The organism is Sagittula sp. S175, from assembly GCF_049800975.1.
Taxonomy (GTDB): domain Bacteria; phylum Pseudomonadota; class Alphaproteobacteria; order Rhodobacterales; family Rhodobacteraceae; genus Sagittula.
The window spans coordinates 1-20,383 of the sequence record NZ_JBNAGB010000036.1 but is presented as its reverse complement, the minus strand read 5'-3'; the positions used below and the strand labels follow the sequence as shown (position 1 = coordinate 20,383).

Sequence of the window (20,383 nt, the reverse complement as noted above, 5' to 3'; positions counted from 1 at the left end):
ATGACCAGACATGAAGGCGAGGTTCCGGCAAAAGGGTCAAGAACCTGGCCGGGTGGCTTTCGCTGGCCTGCTGTCACATGCTCACGATGGCCGACCAATCCGCCACGATGAGTTCCGGGTGATCACCCTGTAGTCGAGACAGAAGTTCATGGATGTCCTGCCGACCTCTTCCGGAATGCAGGAAGGCGACCCTTGTTGCGCCGGCGGCCTTCACCTTGTCCACGCCGCGCCGGAGCATCGTTTCAGGAGATACCGGTTCCGGGGCAACCCGGACGAGTTCGCCATCGACGATGTCCAGATCGTCGAGAAGCTCGTAGTGGACTGTCGCACCGGCCCCGAAAACCTTGGTCATCGCGTTGATGAAAAGGCCCGGGGTCGGGGAAATCGTTTCGATAAACAGCACATGCCGGACCGGGTTTGGGTGATCCTCGAAATGGGCAAGGTCAAACTCCATGGCATTGTCCAGCGGGCAGATGCAAAGGCTCATGCGAATGGGACCTTCCCCTGAAATTCATTTTGCGCCGCGACGAATATCGGCCCGTTTTCGAGACACTCGTAGGTTGGCTCCGCGCCTTACCGATGGAAAGCTGCTTCACATCAATTCAAGCGCCGGCTTCCGCCCGCTCCCCTACTGCTCTGGCGCGCATGAGAGCGGACGTTCGTCCTGAGCGCAACGAAAGTCCGCTCCGCAGCCCATTCAGGAAGTTCATGAATGGCGCGGCATGGAGACCAGCACCGGACCGAATAGCCGTACAGTGTTAACTTGCTGCGGGGGATAAGTATAGCCACTCCCACGCGGGGATGCTCATTCGATCTAGAAGTATCGCTGCCTGCGCTGACAGTGATCCCGGACGCATGAATGCTTCGCAGAAAAATTTCGGCGTCGCTCTCTTGCAAGCGAATACAGATGACAAGTGATTTCAACGGAAAATACTGCTTCGTCTATTCTATCGATAATAGACGACACGGTCTTGGATGCCGTGCGCCATAATATGAGAACCTTGGAGGCTAGGTCAACAGCTCCAGTGGGCCCTGCACCTTAATTGTTGACACCAAGACGAGTTATCGATCTGGTTTTCCGCATATAATGCATTCTTTGATGGCTTTTCTGGATTCTATTGTCATGTGGACCTTCAAGCACCCCTACACGCCCGAAGAACAATCCCGCGCCTACATAGAAAATCGCGGGCGGCAGGCACTGTCGCGAGCGCTCAACATTGGTCGAGTTGTTGGATTTGTCGCGTCCGGTGCGACCATGGGGTATGGTCATCCCAGTTGGAGAGAGTTCGTCAAGCATGCGGTGAAGTCTGCATTGGAAATTGCGGCGCAATCGCCGCATACGCGCAGTGGTGCCACGCGTTCTGCGATCGCAGGGCTCAAGAGACTGTCGGAGGATGGTAGCTTTGCCTCGAACAGCACGCAGGCACTTGGTTTGGCCGAGAGCCTTGCCCGGATGGTCGGCAAGCACGATGAATTTCGTGAGGCAATGGCAAGACTTTTCTCCGATACGCGAAATCAACATCGAGACTCTAAGAACGGCCGCGCAGCCCATGGGATGAAAGTATCTCAAGTGCTTGTGGACGCGGGTTTTTCCTGCAGTGCCGAACCGCTGCGCGCTCTTGTTTCTGACCTGCGGATATCCCGGCTCTTGACGTTGAATTACGATTGCGAAATCGAGGAAGAATTCCATCGGCTTTACCGAACGACAGGGACTTCGCGTACGCTTAAAAAACCGCGCGTTTACGAGATGAATGGCGGGGTGCGCGAAACCCCCGAACCCGAATCCGCTTTCGATGTCCTGTGCAACGGCCAGTTCCAGCGCGCACTCGATTTGCCGCGACGGGTGGAATACACCGACGGCACCAGTCGCTCGGTCCTGAGCGTGTCGATGAGCGGCGAGAACATCGCAGACCTCGTGAATTTTGCGGTCCAACCGCGACAATACATGGGTCAGGTCGTGCATTTGCACGGGCGCTTCGACAAGCCTCAGGACATGGTCGTCACCGACGAGGACTATCGCCGAACTTATATGAAATCCGATGAGCAGGCGCAGACCTTCTCTGAGGCGCTCTCGGCGCTGCTGACCGGCAACGACATTTTGTTCGTCGGGGCCGGAATGCGTGAGGATGATATCCTGCGCCCGTTGCGCCAGTTCATCTCACAGGACAAGACCCCTGATTTCGCCAAGCGATTCGTCTTCGCAATGCTGGAAAACAAGGTCACTTTGGATGAGACTTGGCTGAAGAACTCCTCCGGGATCACGGATACCGGCGTTCTGCGCCGCGATTTCGTTCAAAATCACATGACTCACCCGACCCATGGCGCACCTGGACGGAAGGGTGCCGCGCTTGCCGACTATTGCGCAGACGAAGCGGAAGCCTTGCGGCTTCATAGCGAATTCGGGGTGCTCGCCCTGTTCCATGGTGGCCAGCCCCTCCGCACTGTGCTTCTGGCGCTCAAGCTGTTGGAAGCTGCGCGGCCAACCTGGGACATAAGCAAAAAGCGAACGGCAGATACGACGTCAATGGATACTCATAGGCAACGCGCCATTGTCGTAGCGGCCATTGCACTCCGCGTGTCTCTGGACCGACTCGTCGCCTCTCGTGACAGCCTGCTAACCGAGCTCGAGAGTGGTTTGGTCGTCGAATGCCTGAACAGACTTATCAGCGACCTGAAGGTCGGGCGAAAAAGCCCGAAACTTCCCGACGCTGCCCTGCTGCGCGCCCTCACCAACGAAGTCCGCAGCCGCGCGCTGGAGCGCGCATTGCAGGACCTCGAAAAGGCCCGCGGAACGTGGTGGGAGGATTGGCGGCAGCGCCCAAAGGAGCGCAACAGCAAGTTCCGCCCGCGTTACCTCGAGGGCGACAAGAACCGGAAGATACCGACCTTGGCCCGGCATCGACCTGTCTACCGGGACGTGCCTGCCAAAACCGAATTTGCGGTCATCGGGGAGTTGCGGGCATTGGCTCTGGAGTGCGCGGAAAACGGAAAAACTCAGCGCCAACGTTACGCGGCGCGGCTGCCGGTCGCAGGCCAGGTCCGCGGTGGTCATATCCGCAGCTTCAACACGAATGACATGAGCTATTTCAGGCACCTCCAGGATACTTGTGACGCGCAAACCGTCCGCGATTTCGAGAAGGTCCCGCCGCGGCGTATCATCCGCGGGTGCCTTCCACGCGGCGGCGGCAAAGGGTCCTTGCTACATATTTTGCAGCAACCCATCGACGGAGGTGCGCGTCTGTTTCTGGATACAATGTTCGATGACAAGGACACGCCGCCCGGGTGGCGTTTCCACGGCGCATTCTGCCTGCATCTGAGCTTTTCCATGGAATTCGCCTCCGTCATCACAGCTTTGAGCGAGTTCATAGAGTCCGCAATGATCGGCGTGTTGATTGAATACCCGGACCAATTTCTGGCTGCATTGGCTAAACGGCTCGGCCGCCCTGAAGAAGGTCACAAGACTACGTTTTTGGGACTATTGCATGATGCGATGCACGTGACCCGGACATCCGGGATGCGTGACGCAATCCGGGAGTACCGACGCCAGTACAAGGGGTGTAGCGGAGAGACACTGTTCGCAACGCGAAAGATTTGCGACATGGCCGTGCGGGATGACTTGAGGTCCAATTATTGGGATAAACTTGCTGCGGCGCGCGGTATTACCCGGCTGCACCGGTTAGAAGACCTGCGCATGAAGATCTCAGCCTTTACGGACGTCGTCGACCTGCTCAAGGACCAGAACCTGCGCCTTCTGATCGTCATGTCCGGCCTGGACAAGCTCTGCGACGAGCAAGGCAATGCCTATAACCCGATGTTCCGTGGGCTTTTTCGGCTGCTGACCGGTTGCGGCGCGAAGTACGCCAGCGAGTCCGATGTCACGGCACCGATCGACCTTCTCCTGATCACCGGCACGCGCCATCGTCCGATCCGCTACCTGACAGAAGAGCAGTCCAGGCTGGATGTCGAATACGCCGCTGCCACTCCAGGCCATGGTGCGCCGCTCGATTTTATCGCCTGGGAAGTTCCGCGCAGCGGCGCCGAAGAACCGGGCTACCTGCGGGACTGGCCGGCCCTGCCAGCCATCACTTTGGGGGAACGGTATTGGCTGGAGCAGGCGGGTGAAGATTTCCGTATGAAGTTGACCAGCCGCACAGGCGACCGAGACAGGTTCCCGCACATCCTCCGCATGTGCCGCGAGGGCGTGGCGCTGTTCTCATGGTGTGCAGGGGCCTATCAATCGCTGATGACCGGCACCGGACGACGGAATGCGGGCGAATCTGCATTGGATCGACTGACACCTTTCCTCGCCCGGCTGGACGATGCCGCCATGCGTGGTGACATGCCTGATATCCTGCGCACCGTGCTGGAGGTTCACAAGACCGAGCTGCGCGCTTGGGGGGCCGCACTTGCAAGTGACCGTGCCAGCGTGTGGCGTTCCAATGACGACTGGCACCTATGGCCAGAGCTGGGCCTTCGGCAGAACCGCATCTCGGTATCCGAAGCCCTGGATGAACCTGCCAACCGTATGGTAGAATTGGCTTACCTGCTGCTGTCGCATCTGGCCCTTTTCCCAATGCCGGTGGAAGCAAGGGTCCTGTACGGCTGCGACGAGGTACGGGAAGGTCTGGCACGCATTTGCGATCTCGACAGTCCTCCGGACTCTCGGGAGCGGCAGTCCCTGCACAGCGCCCGCATCCACCAACGGCGCCTTCGGCTGCTCAACCAGTTGCTTGCCTACCTGCATGAAAGTCACCTTGTGATTGCTGTTCAGGCGAAGGCACATGATGGCCCGCTGCAGGGTGAGGTCACGCTGAAACTGGGCGAAATGGAGCGTTCATACGACGACGTTCATACGCGATTTACCATTCAGCATCAGCTTCGCGACTTCGTGGCGCGCCTGATGGATCTATCGGTCCCGGATCAGGGCGAGCGGAACTTCTTCCAGGTGTCGATCTATTGCGACCAGCCCAGCGACCTGCCTTCGCCCAATGAAGACCATTACCGGATGGTCAGAGCTATCATGGAAAGACAGGTCACACAGGTGCGCAACACCACGTGGTGCCTGATGCAATTAGCCCGAGGCCGGAATGCGACGCTGGAGGACTCCAACTCACTGTCGGATCTCGACAAAAAGCTGGCCGTCGAAGGGCTGACCCGACGCTTTTACCGAATGGCCGAGGACGATCCCACGTTCGATCCCGATCCGCCTGCCATCCATGCTGTGCCACAACGCATACGCGCGCTTTACGGGTTGTTGCGTGGCGGATTCTCAATCGGGACGATCTCGCGTCTTCCTTCCCTGAATGATCCGCAGAACGACCAACCGTATGAGCGCTTCCGTGGATGGCTGCGCGGGGTGACCAATGCGGCCATGGGCTGGGACTACGCCATCGATGCCCTGTTCCTCGACGGCAATGGCGGACCGGACTTCACCCGCACGACCGAGACGCTAAATCGCCTGCACACCGAGGTCGAGCGTGGCCGTGCAGACGCAAGCATCGGACCGCGGGGCAATCCCGCAAGACCATTGGCGCAGCCCGACCCCATGGAAGCCAAGCGGTTGGCCGCGTTGCTGACCCGTCCGCTGTACCGCGATGAGATAGGCTGGTTGCTGAACGAACGCGGGCTGGTGGCGCTGGTGACAGGCCATATATTTGACGCAATCCCGTTATTCCAGCGCGCATTGGACGCGATGCATCACGACGATGCTACGGGCGAATACGATCCTTCGCTACATGCCGCTGTGCGCCGGGTGCGGCTGAACCTTGCAATTGCTCTCATCGAGCGAGGCAAGTTATCCCGCGCATCTGGTTTGCTGAACGGGTTGCGATTGAAGCGCAGCTTTTCTGAGCATGGCGGCAGCCAGGTCAGCTGGATCGCCGAAGGGTATCTGGGCCTGATCGACCACATTGGCGGCAATCACGCCGTGGCTGACCGTCTGTATGCCGCGACGATAGAGAAAGCTCTGGATCGAAACATGCTACGGTTAGCCGCCATATTCCTGCGCCATCGTGCTGACTTGAAACGGCGGCAGCGGCAATTCGATGACGCGATGGCGATCGTCTCCGAAGCGGTCAGCATCGCGCAGAAATCTGCACAGCGGGACGTGTATCACCAAAGCCGCATCTCGCAGGCTCTTGTCGTCCTCGAGACAAACGAGAATCTCGATACGAACACCCGGGACCAGGTACTCGCGGCCTACAGTTACGGTCAGTCCATGGGTATCCCGCGGCTGGAATGCGACGCACTTCGGCTGCAGGCACTGGCTATGCTTCGGCAAGGTGAGCGCATGCTGGGAGGAACCTTTGCTTCACGCGCAGCCGCGATCGCCAATCGACATGGATTACGTCTAACCAAGCTCGCGGCACTATGCGCGTATGGACATGCATTGAAAAGGAGGGGGCAATTCGAAGCGGCGCACCAAATATTGTCCGAAACAATGCGTGAGGCGGAGCGGCGCGGATACCAAAATCTCCAGCCTTTGGATTTAACGGAGAAACGCGCTTTCATGATTTCAACTTCCATTTAGAGAACTTATCGGTATCGATTTTGGCGAATAACCTTGATACGGAAAATGATGAGCGTGATCTTTTGGGGTGTGTCAAAGCCGGTAGGGAAAATTTCGAATAGTCGTAAAGATAACCGCAGAGCCGCCTCGTAGCAGTGCGGCAAAACTGCCGTCCGATATCGGGCTGAGTCCGTGGAACTTAGGTAGTCTCGGACGCGAGAGCCGAAAATCAGCGCCGGCTTCCTGCGCTCTCTGGACGTTCGTATCCTGGATGGGAATGAGGCCGGCTCCCCGAAGCCGCCTTTCAGGCCCAGTCGCAGCACATCTGTGGTACGCTTGAGCGTCAGCATGTCGTTGGCGATGCGGCTGGGCGTGGTGGATCGGAGGAACTGCTATGCCTACTGCAAACCTACCCGCCATCCGCGCCTGCCGCCCTGCTTGGAACAAGGGGCGCATCGTCGGTCAGAAGGTAAGCGGTGTCGCCGCCCCACATTGCCGACGGGATCAGTCATTGCGAGTTGATACGCGTCCGAAGAGAAGGAGTGCGTTTCGCAATGTTGGCAAAGAGTTCGTTCCTCACGGCGCTTGGTGTTGAAGTGTTTGCCTCCGGCCAGAGGCGCTGGCCGGACCATGTGAAGGCGCAGGCGGTGGCCGAGACCCTGGAGCCCGGGGCGAGGGTATCGGGTGTCGCTGCGCGCTACGAGATCATGCCGAGCCAGCTGACGGCGTGGCGGCGGCTGGCCAGGGAGGGCAAGCTCGTTCTGCCCGCGGTCGAGATCGATGAACCGGTTTTCGCGCCCTTGGTCGTCCGCGATGAGATCACGGCGGCCGCTGAGCCCGAGCGGCCCCGCGCGGAAGCAACGATCAGGATTTTACGGGGCTCAGTCGTCATCGAGCTCGCGCAGGATGCGTCCGGGGCCCGCATCGCCGAGATCGTCCACGCGCTCGAGACGCATCCATGCTGATGCCCTCGCAGGGCGTTCGAATTTTGGTGGCGACGAAGCCGGTGGACTTCCGGAAAGGCCATGACGGTCTCGCCGCCCTGGTTCAGTCGACGCTGGCGGAGGATCCGTTCACCGGCACGGTCTTCGTGTTCCGGACGAAGCGCGCCGACCGAATGAAGATCCTGTTCTGGGACGGCAGTGGGCTCGTGATGGCGTATAAACGGCTGGAGGAAAGCAGCTTCACCTGGCCTGCGATCCGCGACGGGGCCATGACCCTGAACCGCGCGCAATTCGAGGCCCTGTTTGCCGGCCTGGAGTGGCGCCGGGTGCGGTCACTGGAGGTGCGCCGGCCGGCTGTGGCAGAGTGACACGCCCCCAGGAATGATAGGGCAGCGGCGCATTTGGCGCGGTATAATCTGGCCATGTCCAACACCCCGGCCATCGATCTCTCCGCAATCCCCGAGAGCCAGCGCGCCGCCGTTCTGGCGCTGCTGCAGGAGCGTGACGCGCTGAAGGACGCGAACCGGCGGCTCGAGCATCTCGTGGCCGAGTTGAACCATGTCGTGCATGGCAAGCGATCCGAGAAGCTGAGCGATGACGACCGGCAGCTGGCCTTCGAGGACCTGGAAACGGCTGTCGCCGAGACCGAGACCCGCAAGGAGCAGGCTGTGCCGTCCACCACGACGCCGCGCCTGGCACGACAGCGCAACCTCGGCCATCTGCCTGCGGATCTGCCACGCATCGAGCGCGTCATCGAACCGGCGAGCCTCGACTGCCCGTGTGGCTGTGGCCGCATGCACCGGATTGGCGAGGACCGCACCGAGCGCCTCGACATCGTTCCGGCGCAACTCCGCGTCTTGGTCGACATCCGGCCGAAGTATGCTTGCAGAACCTGTACGGACGGGATCACCCAAGCTATCGCCGCGCCCTGGCTGATCGAAGGCGGGATGCCGACCGAGGGGGCCATCGCCCACGTGTTGGTGTCCAAGTTCGCGGACCACCTGCCGTTCTACCGCCAAAGCCAGATCCTGGCGCGCTCTGGCATCCAGGTCGACCGCAGTACCTTGGCGGACTGGGCCGGCACTGCGGCCTTCCACCTCGGCCCCGTGGTCGACCGGCTGGCGGAACACCTGAAGGGATCAACCAAGTTCTTCATGGACGAGACGACCGCCCCGGTATTGGATCCGGGCAGAGGCCGGACCAAGACCGGCTACCTCTGGGCCTTGGCTCGGGACGACCGCGGATGGGGCGGAGATGACCCGCCCGGCGTCGTGTATACCTATCACCCGAGCCGCGCCGGCGCGCACGCCGAGCAGATTCTGCAAGGCTTCGACGGCATCCTGCAGCTGGATGGCTATACCGGTTACGACCGGCTGACGCGCCCGTCCCGGACGGGCGGCGCGCCGATCACGGTTGCGCATTGTTGGGCCCATGCGCGTCGCAAGCTGAAGGAAATCTTCGACCGGGATGGATCCGAGATCGCCGCCGAGGGGCTACGCCGGATCGCCGAACTCTACTGCATCGAGGCCGAGATCCACGGTATGGGGCCTGGCCAGCGCCTGTCTGCTCGCCAAGCGCGCAGCGCGCCCCTCGTCGCCGAGTTCGGTGATTGGCTGCAGGCGCAGCGTCTGCGTATCTCCGTCAAGTCGCGCCTGGGCGAGAAGCTGACTTACATACATCGCCAATGGCGCGGTCTGCAGATCTTCCTCCGCGACGGCCGCGTCGAGATCGACTCCAATTCCATCGAGAACCTGATCCGCCCGATCGCGCTCACGCGGAAGAATGCTCTCTTCGCCGGCCACGACGAGGGTGGCCGCACCTGGGCACGCATCGCCTCCCTGATCGCCACCGCGAAGATCAATGGCGTCGAACCTTTTGCCTACCTGAAGGCGACCCTCGAAGCGATCGCCGCCGGTCACCCGGCCAGCAGGATCGACGAACTGCTGCCCTGGAACTTCAAGCCGTCAAGCTGAACCGGCGTGGGGTGGCGACACCGCTTACGTCAGAAGCGTCCCCTCCTGCCGAAGCACGTCTGGGCGATCAGAGTCCGGCTCGAGATCGCGGAACGGCACCGAGATCTTGCGCTGTTCAACCTGGCCATCGACAGCAAGCTGAGAGGCTGCGATTTGGTCAAGCTGCGGGTCGCCGATGTCTTCGCTGCAAACCAGGTCAAGGAACGCGCCTCGATCATCCAGAGCAAGACGGGGCGACCTGTCCGGTTCGAGATTACCGAGGGCACGCGGCGGTCATTGGCCCGATGGATGGCCGAACCATTGATGATTGGCTCGGAGCATCTCTGGCCGGGGCGTTTCCATGAACGCCTCCACATCTCGACGCGGCAGTACGCCCGACTCGTGCGCGATTGGGTCTCGTCCATCGGGCTCGAACCGTCATCGTACGGCACGCACTCGATGCTGCGAACGAAGGTCGCGCAGATCTATCGGAAAACGGGAAACCTGCGGGCAGTGCAGCTGCTTCTCGGCCACACAAAGATGGACAGCACGGTGCGGTACCTTGGTGTCGACTTGGAAGATGCCCTCGCGATCTCGGAGGGCGTCGAGATCTGAAAGCACGGGTCGGCGGTTGCGCCGACCTGATCCGGACGTTCATGGATGGGGTGCCAACGGCCGGTGTCAGCCCAAACGCAGATAAATTTTTGGCGAATTTGTATTATAGCAGAATTAATTCCGCCTAGCGAAATATAAGCACGAGAATTCACCTCCGCATCTTGCAAAATTTTCTCGTTTAGAAACTCGCTTGCAAAACGGGAGTTGCCAGCCTCCATTTTAAGATCAAGAACCTTCCTGTTCGAAAAGACTCTTTGAAATAGCGCCAAGAAAGGCGCCAAAAAATGTCTCCAGAACACCCAGTGCTATCTTCAGATCTCCGGGCGAAGCTATGCTTGATTGCGAGGTGAAAAGATAAAACACAATAACGACGCAAAAAACAAGAACCGACGGAATAAACAGCGTTACTGCTGAAAACACGCCCGAGACCTTTCTTCCCCGTGAGCCACCGCTGGGGCGAGCTAGGAGGTCAACCAGTGCTGCCAGCGCCGTCGACGAAAGTACAGGAGAGGCCATCAAGATTAGATTGAAGAACTCTTGATTCACTCGACCGCCGCCAATCGCCAATGCGAAAAAACCAAACAGGAAGGCTCCAAAATGCCCAAATATCACAATGATGGAAAATAGATTCCTATGAGTGCGTGAGTACATCATTTTCCACTGCAGTCATTGTAATAATCGGTGATGAGAAAATCCTCGCGGGTCTCAGCGTGCTCTTGCACGAAGAAATCACACCACCCATCAGCCTCGGATGAAATAGCCTCTGCGAACACATACGCGACTAAAGCCTCATCAAAAGGCCGAAGTTCCACGTCTATGTACTCGCTTCTCGGGGGCGGGTCTCCTGAACGCACCTTTTTCGTGCCAGTTTTAAGGCGTTCTACCCAAACTACCACACCAATTTTGTCAGGCGGGACTCCTGGAATCGCCTGGGTTGACTGAAATATCAAATTAAAACTATCCCAAGTATCTCCAATTTTTCGAGACACGATTGAAGGGGCGGCCACCTCCAATTTTACAACTGGAGCGTACGGTGGAAGTATGGATCTCTTGACTTCCAACAACGAGACTTCGCTACTAAACCCACTGCGGCCAAGATAGCTTTCGACCCGCTGCATCAGAGCTGTAGCGAAGGCTTGTGCGTCGATGTAATTCGCTGTCGCAAAGCCCGTCGATGATATCGCCATGTAGCCGATTTCGGATCCGCCACATCCGCCCCCCCAAGTCAAATCTGCCCACTGCACACCAGGAAATGCGCGCAGAGCCAATGCCACCGAGGCCTCAGTTCCAACTTCGACTTCAAGGTCGAATGCTAGAATTTCAGAGGGGTCAACGTATTGCCCCAATAGAAAGCTATGAGAGTCACTCTTGGACAGGGCGCTATCAATATACCGCCTTGATAGGAGGAAATCATTGACGCTCCGCAAATCCGAGCTTGCGATCATCGCAAATGAAACCCTACCGTAAGGGGTGCCGCACCAATTTGGATAGGTCAAGGTCCTGTCTGCGTCGGAAAGACTATCATCTAACGAACGCCAGATGACCATCTGAGTGCTTTCGTTCTTCCAGTACACATGTCGATCCTCAATTGTCTTCTTGAAAACCAACACTCCAGATTCCCCTGAGATCTGCGGCCAAAAAAATGAAACTTCCCCTGGAATGGAGTTGTCACCTTTTATGGTGGTCGATTTGCGCGGATATCCATTGAGAGGTCTAAGAGTTAGGGTGACGTCTGGGCCGTCAAAATTCATTTCGGCAAGCGCTCTGTGCGAAGGTGGGAAAACTTGCGTATAGTAGCTTTCGATTAGATACTCACCTCCCCAAGCGGGCACGGAGCATGCCAACAGAAGTACTATCAAGGAAACTCTAAACTTATCAACCATTAAAGTTCCTAAGGCGCTTCACTGTGAATGTTATGGCGCAATTCAGCACTCGCCGGCATCGCCCCAGCTGACATTGGTAAGATTAGGCAATTCGTTATAAACTGCGGAGCCTGTGCAAGCTGGCGTGGCCACACCAGTATTAACCGGTTTAGCCCAAACTGAAAGGCAAAATTTTCTCCACGAAGGTCCATCCGATTAGCCAACTTGAGGTCTCCAGCGCCAAAAGCTTCAGGTGCGCTATGAACTCTACCTGCGCATTGCCGCCGCTGATGGTGGCTGCAGCGAACTTCTGCTCTGTAGGGCCGCCATTAATTACTGATTAATGGCGACGCCGATGGAGATCTTGGGCAGAACACGGTGACGGTAGGCGTCGGCTCGCCTTGACCTCGAACCTTAAAGTTCGTCGCGCACATAGGCCCGGATCACGTTGGCGAGACCTCCGGGATCGCGCGAAGCTGTTGTCCGTAGTAGTTGCTCTGCGTACCGCCGGATTTCATCGATGTACTCGTCGCCGGCTTGTTGCACGGCGACACCGACCAGGTGCTCCACCAGCTCCTAGTCGCTGATTGCATCGAGCCGAAACAGGTGAAATGCCGGAAGCAGGGTCTCGGGAACTTTTTCTGGCGGAACATCGAGGACGCCGAACCAGGTTACGTGAGAAATGTCCACGTCAAAAGACAAGCGTGAAGCAGGCACTTTCTTGTCCGGCCGGTCTATGAAGAGTGCGTCAAGATAGATTGCTGCGGTTCTGTTAAGCGGTTCCGTCAGGACAATGATCTGTGCATATTTGCTTGCGGCTATCGCGCGGAGGAGGTCATCGATCAGCGGTCGCCGCCAGTCTTTGGTCAGGTCTTCTTTCCTGTGAGCATCGCCCGGGGTCAGCGCGCTGGACAAGGCGTCGGCGAACTCCCATGCCAGTTCCCCAGAGAACATCAGATTCGGAAATGCCGGGCCTTCGTATTCCGCGTTTTTCGCGATCTCTTCAACGTGGCTCCGTACGACGCGGTGGATCGCCGCGATGGTTTCACGGTCCCACTGTTTCATCTCGAGGACTGTGGCAAAAGCTGTATCGACTTGCTCCAGAGAAACCGGCCGACGGCTTTTGGGCATCGTCAGTTGATCGAGCCATACAAGCGCTTCCGGGTATGCAGTTTCCCACTCTTCCCGGTCGATCGCGTAGGCGTACCGCTCTGATGACACGTCGAGGAGGTAGCTTCGGTAGTAGGTGAGCCAGATATCATCGGGATGGTTTTCCAAGATGCAACTCCTCTCATCTTGCTGCATCCCCTCCGGTCCGGAGGCGGATACCACTTGCGCGGTCGATGCGGTTCGGGGTGACCTGATTCGCGAGGTCGTGTCGTCATATTTCAGATGGCGAATTGGAGTCAAGTAATTGAAAAATAATGAGTAACTTGCACCGTGCAAGTATTGCGCCGGAGGGGGCTAGAATGGTCGGTCGCGAACACCATCAGGCATTCGCGGCCATGAAAAACGCCGCCCGGATGGGCGGCGTCTTCAGGTTAGATTGCGGGGTTACTCGAGGACGCCATCGTCGTCGAAGCCGGCATCTGGCGGCGTGTAGGGCTGCGGCGCAGGCTGGCTTGGCGTTGGCGCCGTATCGCCCTCCACCACGTCCTCCAGGAACTCCCGGCGCTCGCCGGCCAGATAGCGCCGCTCTGCGGTGTCGGTATGGGTGTCGAAGTGCTCGTCGGTCATCTCCTTGCCTGTCGTCTTGCTGCGCGGGACGGCGAAGAGCTGGCTTTGCGCCTTGAGTTCCTTCGACCGCTGATCGCGCTTCCAGATTTCCAGAAGGCGCGTCTCTTCGGCCTCGGGGTTGATTTCCCGCCGTTTGGCGTTCCAGACCCGGACGTCGAAGGCCGTCTTCTCGAGCCAATACGGATCACAGACGACAGCCGTCTCCCATTTGCCACGACCGTTGTCGCTGACCTTGCGGATGTCGATGGTGCCGATGTTGCCAGCCCAACGGCGCGTCTCGTTCAGCTGATGCCCTTCGGTTCTCCAGATGTCGATCAGCTTGTCGGAATCGTACCTGATGTTGTCGATGACGAGGCCGGACGGTCCCAGGCGGCGCTGGACGACCTCGCCGAAGGCCTGGCGCATTTCCTTGTTGGACAGCGTGCGCTGACGCTTGTAGCGCGTCGCCTCCTTCCAGGCTTCGCGCGGCGTGGTTCCTAGGGCGTTGTAGCGCGCGTTGTGATAATCGTCGACCGCCCATCGCACCATCCACTTCAGGAATTCCGAAAGTTCCAGCGTCGCGCGTTCCTGGGAATCGTTTTCACCGCGCTTGACCACGTCGCCGAACGTCCTGCCCGAGAACCGGGCGAGGAGCTTTTCATGCATGGTACTGAAGACCCGTTCGATGAAGGGTTTCAACCACGGCTTCCCGGCGGGAACGCCCAAGTTGGTGATCCCGAGCGAATTCAGGATGTGATAGGCCGGGTCGGTGATGTAGGCGGCACCGCGGTCAACGGCGATCAACTCGGGTGCTCCGTATTCCAACCACGTGTAGACGCACCCCATGGCGTCGGAGATATCGGACTTGTCCGAGTAGATCATCTCCAGGGTCAGAGCCAGGGAGTTCGTGGTCCCTTCGGGAACGATCAACAGGGCCAGCAGGCAGCGGGTATGGACGTCGATTGCGGCGGAAATCTTGACGCGTTGTGCCGTGCCATCAAGGCCCATCGCCTTGGCCTCGGTCGGCGACAGGTAGTCGAACGCACCGCTGATTTTCATCAGGAGCTGCAAGTCGATGGTGTACTCGTCGATTTCCACCCGTTCGAGCGCACGGGAGGTGACGATACCGAGGCCACCGGCATGCATGTCCCGGTATGCAGCGTCATAGCCCCGGTTCCGAATGCCGCGATTGACGTACCCCAGAAGGACCCACTGCGTCTGCACGAACTCCTTGCTGACCCTGGGCGGCAACAATCCTGTGTTGGTGTCATTTGCCAGACGGTCGAAGTTCTCGACGAGAAGCGCGGAATTGACGCTGTCATGCAGGTTCGCCAGTGACTGACGTTCTTGATCTTCAAGCTCCATCAGGACATTGGTCACGAAGTCTCGAAGCTCGTCCGTGTGATCGGAGTTGGCGCCGCAGTTGCGGTAATTGTCGTACAGGCCCTCTTCGCCTCCATCCCGATGTTTCTGCGCCCATTTGTAGATTGTCGCCCCCATCTTGGCCTCGTCACGCGTGCGATTGGCGTTCGCGCCCTTGAGGTCGAAGGTGTAAGGCTTCAACCCGGTCTGGGAGCCGTGCAAGGCCTTACTGGACGAAGACAGGATCGGATGGGGACGGTTGGACGCCAGCGCCGCTTCGGCGATGCGCGCATGGATGATGCGTGCGCGATGCACCAGCTGCAGGGAGTTGCTTTCATGCTCTGCGCGCGTCGCGCCCATCTTGCCCTCGGCGATCAGCTCTTCACTGGCAAGGACGCAGGCCTTGCGAACGAGCATGCGCGCCGTTTCCTTGTGATCGCGCTCGTCGCGCTGCACCGCCGCGATGGAGCGCGACCCAACGAAGGACAGCGGACGGCTGATGACCTCAAGCTGGCCGTAAAGGTGATCCTGATGGATCACCTTGTTATTGTAGAGAACGGGCCCGGCATTTTCCACTTTAGCGGTCAACGGGTGTGTCCACTCCTCCCAGTCGACCACGACACCATTGTCGCGCACTTCGGTGACCTTGCCTCTGCGCGAGCCCTTACGGATGACGCAGCCCACTTCGAGGAAGCAGAAGTCGAAGTCTTCTTCTGCCTGGACACGAACCGGCATAATGCAGCCTCCCCGATCGCGGTGAGGGGCCGGATCACGGCATGCTCGTCGATGATGCCGCGTGACATGACCTCGACATCACCCCAGCGAATTGCACGGACGGCGCTCCAGAACCCATCGGGGCCGATACCCGCCTGATCCAAGGCCATCCAGATCGGCATGGGCTGATCAAGCTGGCTCAGAGCCTCGGTGACCCGATCACCGAGGGCCACTTCGGGGAACCGCGCCGCGTGGAACAGCTTGCAGTTCGCGAGGTGTGTCGGATCGATGTTGCGCTCGGTGACAGTGTTCAACTGCTCGGCGATCTCCGGCACCGCGACATCACGGACAGCCCTGATGGTCCGCTGATACTTGAGCGTCCGGGCCTCTGCCTCGAACTTCACGGAGATCGCAATGCGCCGCCCGCTGGTCAGCGTCAGGCGGTAGTCGAGCCAGTACGGCGTCGCCACGGTGCCGGTCTTGCGGACCATGATCTTTTCCAGCTGCTCCTCGAGATCGAGGAAATCGGGGCGATAGATGCAGCACAGCGCAACGTCGTGTTCGATCCCGCTGCCGAAGCCCACGGCCTGCGAACGCCCATCGCGGCGCAGGAACGTCAACTCGCAAACGAAATGCAGCTTGGAGCTCCTCGAGATCTTCCGCTTCGCGCGGCTGGGGAAATATTCGTCATCAAAAATGGTGTGTTCTCGTTTGTTTTGGGCAAGCCTTCCCCGTTCCCGGACTCGCCGGGTTGCGAAAAGATGAAGGCTGCGAGGTGGTTGGTGGTGTTTCTGCCCCTCGACCCCGGTTGTTTCTTATCGGGGCGAGCGGGCATGTCGGTCCGGGCTCAGGGCGCCGGGGTGCTGTTCCGTTGGTCTCCTACGTCGCTTCGCACGCACGTCTGCGCTGCTGATCGTGAGCTATGAGAAGGCGCTGAAAGTTTCGCCGAAAATTTTTGGCGGGAACGCGCTTTTTTTTCGCGATGCCCCTCGCTCAGGGAAATGGTTCGTTAGTTTTCAGAGGGATAGAGGCCATCTTCCGGCGGCCACATCGCTTCGATGTCCTCGAAGGCCGGGATGAGATCCTTGCATGAGCTGCCAGCGGCGAGCTTCCTCATCAGGTTGGGGCAGTCCCTCATCGCGCGCACCGCGACCTCCATCGGGACCCTGACGAACTCCGGATTCGACAAGATGTCAGCCTCCAGGGACTGGGTGCTTGGGAAGACCCCCTCGATTTTCTCCGAGAGTGGTTTTTCGAGGCTATACCAGCGGTTGACGGTTCTCGCCCACTTGAGATCCGCGGTGATGTGGATCAACCGCGAGGTCCAGACTTTCGTGCGGCCAAAGATCGGATGGCCCTCAGTCCAACTCTCCAGGAACAGGTTCGACCCCACCAACGCGGTTGCCCAAAGCTCGATATGCGCAACCTCGGGGTCCAGAGGGTCGGAAGGCGGGCCGGCCAAGGCCGCGTTGAAGCTGGTGATGAAACGGTTGAGGGTGCGGCGGACTTGCTCTTCGGATGCCATCGGAGTGTCCTTTCACGGCATGTCTCGACAGGTCCGGCGGCGGCCATGCCGCGCCGGGTGTCGGGGAGGTTGGTTTCATGAGAGGCGTCTTGCCCGTAACCGTGATCGCCGACCGCCGTTAAAGGCCGGAAAACGAAAACCTTGCGAAAAACAAGGAAGTACGGAATTTCGAGCGCGGCCTCGGCCCGGTGGCATATGGTCAGATGCCGTAGATTTTTCCCGTCGTCGCATCGGGATCATTCAAATTGTAGATATTGAAACAGCCGCAGCCGGGGATTACCGGCCCGTGGCCTTGACGCTTGGTGCAGGATAGCGTCGCATCTTCCCGCCCTGTTCGCGGGGCGCCTGTCCCCGTCCTCTGGCAATCGGACTTCATGCGCGACAGTCATCAACTCATCCGGCTGCCACCTCGGCCCATCCCCTCTTCGATCCCGGCGGACGAGAAGGTCTTTGCGATCGGCGACGTGCATGGCCGTGCGGACGCGCTTCGCTTCTGCCTCGCCGACATTGCTGCACGGCCCAGGATGAAGGGCGTGCGGCGCAGGGTCATATTCCTCGGGGACCTCCTCGACAGAGGACCCGCCAGCCTACAAGCTGTGAACCTCGCGGTCAGAGCCAAGGAACTTGCAAGGGCCGATGAGGCCCTCCTGCTGCCCGGCAATCATGAACTCATGTACGCGGACGCCGTCGCCGGCATGCCTTCCCTCTGGCTCATGAACGGTGGGATGGATGTCATGCAGGAGGTTGATCAGAACTGGCGTGACCTGTCATGGGCCGACGCGATGCGCGCGGTCGAGCGCAGCATGCCGGCAGGCTTCACGGATCACATCCACCGCGCGCCGTCGCATCTCGTCGTCGGAGACATCCTCTTCGTTCACGCCGGCCTCGATCCCGACGCCCCACCGGACGCGCATCTTGAGCGCCGTCGTCCGCATGCGGATAACGACCTGCATTGGGCCTGGATAAGGCGCAGCTTCCTTGAATGGTCCGGGGGATGGACCTGGGACGCCGCGACCAGTCGATATGGATGGGGGAGGACCCTTGTCGTTCACGGGCATTCGCCGGCGATCATCCACCCTTTGTCGGCCAGCCGATCAAGCCTCGCAGGCTGTGACTCGGTCGACGGCCTCCGACGCGTCTGCCTTGATGCCGGTTCCGCGCGGCTGGATCAGATCGCATGGGCGCATTTCTATCGGCGGGAGGAGACCACGATGCTACAGATCTCGGCTGCGGCGGCCATTCCGCAGGTCGATCCGTCAGACCTGTTCTTCTGAAGCGACAGGCTGCTCGGGAAGAGTACAATCAGGCACCGCGGGACCGAAATGGTGGGCGGAAGCGGAGGCGCGATCGGCCCAGAGCTGCCATTCACCTTCTGAGATCAGGCAGGCAAATAGGTGGCGCTCCGTTTCCCACCAGTCTCTGCGTATGATACACAACCCAGGAATCTTCATTGGCTACTGTTGCTTGGCCGCAGGTTGTGCCAGATTCTAAAACGGAGAATTCAAGGAGAATGCCGGTGCCAATGCCCCGACACTTGGCTTGGTTAGTTGATTCCGGCGAGCGCCAGGTCACCGCTTGTCGACGCGAGATTGAGATCTGGGAACTCACCCCACAGGACGACGAAGCCGTTCTATCGGAGTGGGCCACCCACTTCCGCCATCACTACATTGCAGACGAAGACCTACCGATCATGGTGGACGGTACTGGCCTGACCAATGCGGAATATCTGCGTCAGACCCTTTTGCCTGATCGAACTCAAGTCCCCGGCCCAAGCTTAAGATCCGGCGACTTCGGGGAGATACTGGTCGCCGATTATATCGAATACGTCCTCGGTTACTGGTGTCCGCGCGAGCTGCGGTATCAGGAACGCTGGAACCGAAATGACTCGACCAAGGGGTGCGATGTCATAGGCTTTAAGTTCTCCAATGACGGCCAGGTCAGTCCTGAAGATGAACTTTTCATCTTTGAGGCAAAATCCGGTATGTCGGTTTCCGCCAAGAACCGATTGCAGGATGCGATCACGGACAGCGACAAGGACAGGCTTCGTGAGGCGATGAGTCTCAATGCCATCAAACAGAAGTTTGTCACGCGCGATGCAATGGATGAGGCCAATCGCGTTAAGCGTTTTCAGAATATGGCCGACAGGCCATTTCGGCGGATCAACGGCGCAGCCGCAATTCTCGACCAAGCTGTGTTTGAAGCAACTGATCCAACCACTGCCGACGCATCGGCGCATCACAATGCGGCGAACATTCGACTTATCGTAATCAAGGGGCCATCTCTGATGCAGTTAATCCACGCCATCTACGATAGGGCGGCGGATGAAGCCTGAAGCAAGCGCTCAAAACGTCCTCTCGACCACCCGAGCCCGCGCGAAGATGAGGGAGTTTCGCGTCGCCGAGGGAGACTTCAACCAGCTTCCCCGTGATCCCGCCATCCTCTTTGGGCTGGCAATTGGCATCCTCGGCGATGTCGCTTCCATCGTCTCGGATCAGATTGGAGATGACCTAGAGGGTGCTCCGGGAGCCTTCCCGATGCCGACGGGCTGGGAAGACGACGCAGCCGATCCGCAAGCCTCTCTCCGCTTCGCGTCGATTTTTTTCGACGCCTATATCAATGCAGAACTGGATGCCGAGCTTACGCCTGAGCTCTCACTACTGTGCGCCGCAACATACTACATCGCGGGCAGCGTCGGCAGCGCCGCGGTAATCGTCCGTCACATGGATCAGCCAGGCGTAGATATTGCTGGAGGACTCTGTTGCACAAAACCGTCTCTGAGCGGAGTTCCCCTTTCCCCGGACGGATTTATCCCACGACTTCTGTGACAGGGATGCCAAGGGCGGTGTAGCCGTTCAGAACGGCGATACGGACCTGAAGCTCAGCGACCTGTCGGTCGAAGTCCCGCGCCATGAGGCGCTGCCCCAGCAGTTTAACGCAGTGCATCTTGGTCTCGACGCGGCTTCGGCGGTGGTATCCGCTCCAGTTTCGCCAGATAGCGCGGCCGAGGTATTTCGAAGTTCGCAGGGCCTCGTTTCTGGCCACCGCACCCGCGGTGACGGCCTTCCACGACTTAGCGTTTTTGCGGGGTGGGATGACGGCATGGGCACCGCGGTCAGCGATGGCGTCGTGGCATTTGCGGGTATCATACGCACCGTCTGCGGTGACGCTGCCGATCGCCTCGTTCG

Annotated in this window: 16 protein-coding genes; 8 read left to right on the top strand and 8 right to left on the bottom strand. The window is 59.2% G+C overall.

Annotation, left to right across the window (positions count from 1 at the left end):
* Positions 1 to 73: 73 nt before the first annotated feature.
* Entirely contained in the window at positions 74 to 454 is a 381-nt protein-coding gene (locus ACP16H_RS24810; protein WP_425074850.1) for a hypothetical protein, read from the bottom strand.
* Between the two features lie 645 nt (positions 455 to 1,099).
* Between ACP16H_RS24810 and ACP16H_RS24805 the strand changes: the two genes are divergently transcribed.
* The 5 genes from ACP16H_RS24805 (at position 1,100) to ACP16H_RS24785 (ending at position 10,019) form a co-directional block, all read left to right on the top strand.
* Positions 1,100 to 6,529, top strand: a complete 5,430-nt coding sequence (locus tag ACP16H_RS24805; protein ID WP_425074849.1) for an SIR2 family protein — start codon at positions 1,100 to 1,102, stop codon at positions 6,527 to 6,529.
* Between the two features lie 533 nt (positions 6,530 to 7,062).
* Positions 7,063 to 7,473 carry an IS66-like element accessory protein TnpA gene (gene tnpA, locus ACP16H_RS24800; RefSeq protein WP_425074848.1) on the top strand — a complete coding sequence of 137 codons (411 nt, stop codon included), beginning with the start codon at positions 7,063 to 7,065 and terminating at the stop codon, positions 7,471 to 7,473.
* Positions 7,467 to 7,820 (top strand): IS66 family insertion sequence element accessory protein TnpB, encoded by a 354-nt coding sequence (gene tnpB, locus ACP16H_RS24795; RefSeq protein ID WP_425074847.1) that lies wholly within the window; start codon positions 7,467 to 7,469, stop codon positions 7,818 to 7,820. Before tnpA ends, tnpB begins: the two co-directional genes overlap by 7 nt.
* 54 nt (positions 7,821 to 7,874) lie before the next feature.
* Complete coding sequence (gene tnpC, locus ACP16H_RS24790; RefSeq protein WP_425074859.1) at positions 7,875 to 9,425, top strand: IS66 family transposase; 1,551 nt, start codon at positions 7,875 to 7,877, stop codon at positions 9,423 to 9,425.
* A gap of 6 nt (positions 9,426 to 9,431) precedes the next feature.
* Positions 9,432 to 10,019, top strand: coding sequence for a tyrosine-type recombinase/integrase (locus ACP16H_RS24785; protein WP_425074846.1), 588 nt, complete (start codon positions 9,432 to 9,434; stop codon positions 10,017 to 10,019).
* 225 nt (positions 10,020 to 10,244) lie between these two features.
* On the opposite strand, the gene ACP16H_RS24780 is transcribed toward ACP16H_RS24785, so the two are convergent.
* The 6 genes from ACP16H_RS24780 to ACP16H_RS24755 form a co-directional block, all read right to left on the bottom strand.
* Positions 10,245 to 10,673: a hypothetical protein gene (locus ACP16H_RS24780; RefSeq protein ID WP_425074845.1), complete on the bottom strand. Its 429-nt coding sequence runs from the start codon at positions 10,671 to 10,673 to the stop codon at positions 10,245 to 10,247.
* Entirely contained in the window at positions 10,670 to 11,902 is a 1,233-nt protein-coding gene (locus tag ACP16H_RS24775; protein WP_425074844.1) for a hypothetical protein, read from the bottom strand. The genes ACP16H_RS24780 and ACP16H_RS24775 overlap by 4 nt, the downstream gene beginning before the upstream one ends.
* A gap of 555 nt (positions 11,903 to 12,457) precedes the next feature.
* The gene (locus ACP16H_RS24770) at positions 12,458 to 13,159 is read right to left on the bottom strand and encodes a hypothetical protein (RefSeq protein ID WP_425074843.1); all 702 of its coding nucleotides are present in this window, start codon (positions 13,157 to 13,159) and stop codon (positions 12,458 to 12,460) included.
* A 276-nt stretch (positions 13,160 to 13,435) separates the two neighbouring features.
* On the bottom strand, positions 13,436 to 15,577 hold the full coding sequence (locus tag ACP16H_RS24765) for a hypothetical protein (RefSeq protein WP_425074842.1): 2,142 nt from the start codon (positions 15,575 to 15,577) through the stop codon (positions 13,436 to 13,438).
* Positions 15,544 to 16,293 carry a hypothetical protein gene (locus ACP16H_RS24760; RefSeq protein ID WP_425074841.1) on the bottom strand — a complete coding sequence of 250 codons (750 nt, stop codon included), beginning with the start codon at positions 16,291 to 16,293 and terminating at the stop codon, positions 15,544 to 15,546. The genes ACP16H_RS24765 and ACP16H_RS24760 overlap by 34 nt, the downstream gene beginning before the upstream one ends.
* A gap of 389 nt (positions 16,294 to 16,682) precedes the next feature.
* A complete protein-coding gene (locus tag ACP16H_RS24755; protein ID WP_425074840.1) occupies positions 16,683 to 17,198 on the bottom strand; it encodes a DUF6634 family protein in 516 nt (171 codons plus the stop codon).
* A 374-nt stretch (positions 17,199 to 17,572) separates the two neighbouring features.
* Between ACP16H_RS24755 and ACP16H_RS24750 the strand changes: the two genes are divergently transcribed.
* The 3 genes from ACP16H_RS24750 to ACP16H_RS24740 all read left to right on the top strand — a co-directional run bounded on the left by ACP16H_RS24750 (position 17,573) and on the right by ACP16H_RS24740 (position 20,023).
* A complete protein-coding gene (locus ACP16H_RS24750; protein ID WP_425074839.1) occupies positions 17,573 to 18,472 on the top strand; it encodes a metallophosphoesterase in 900 nt (299 codons plus the stop codon).
* Between the two features lie 248 nt (positions 18,473 to 18,720).
* On the top strand, positions 18,721 to 19,530 hold the full coding sequence (locus ACP16H_RS24745; RefSeq protein ID WP_425074838.1) for a Hachiman antiphage defense system protein HamA: 810 nt from the start codon (positions 18,721 to 18,723) through the stop codon (positions 19,528 to 19,530).
* Entirely contained in the window at positions 19,520 to 20,023 is a 504-nt protein-coding gene (locus ACP16H_RS24740; protein ID WP_425074837.1) for a hypothetical protein, read from the top strand. Before ACP16H_RS24745 ends, ACP16H_RS24740 begins: the two co-directional genes overlap by 11 nt.
* Here the strand turns inward: ACP16H_RS24740 and ACP16H_RS24735 are convergent.
* A partial coding sequence (locus ACP16H_RS24735; RefSeq protein ID WP_425070187.1) for a transposase occupies positions 20,004 to 20,383 on the bottom strand: 380 nt, incomplete at its 5' end. The genes ACP16H_RS24740 and ACP16H_RS24735 overlap by 20 nt on opposite strands.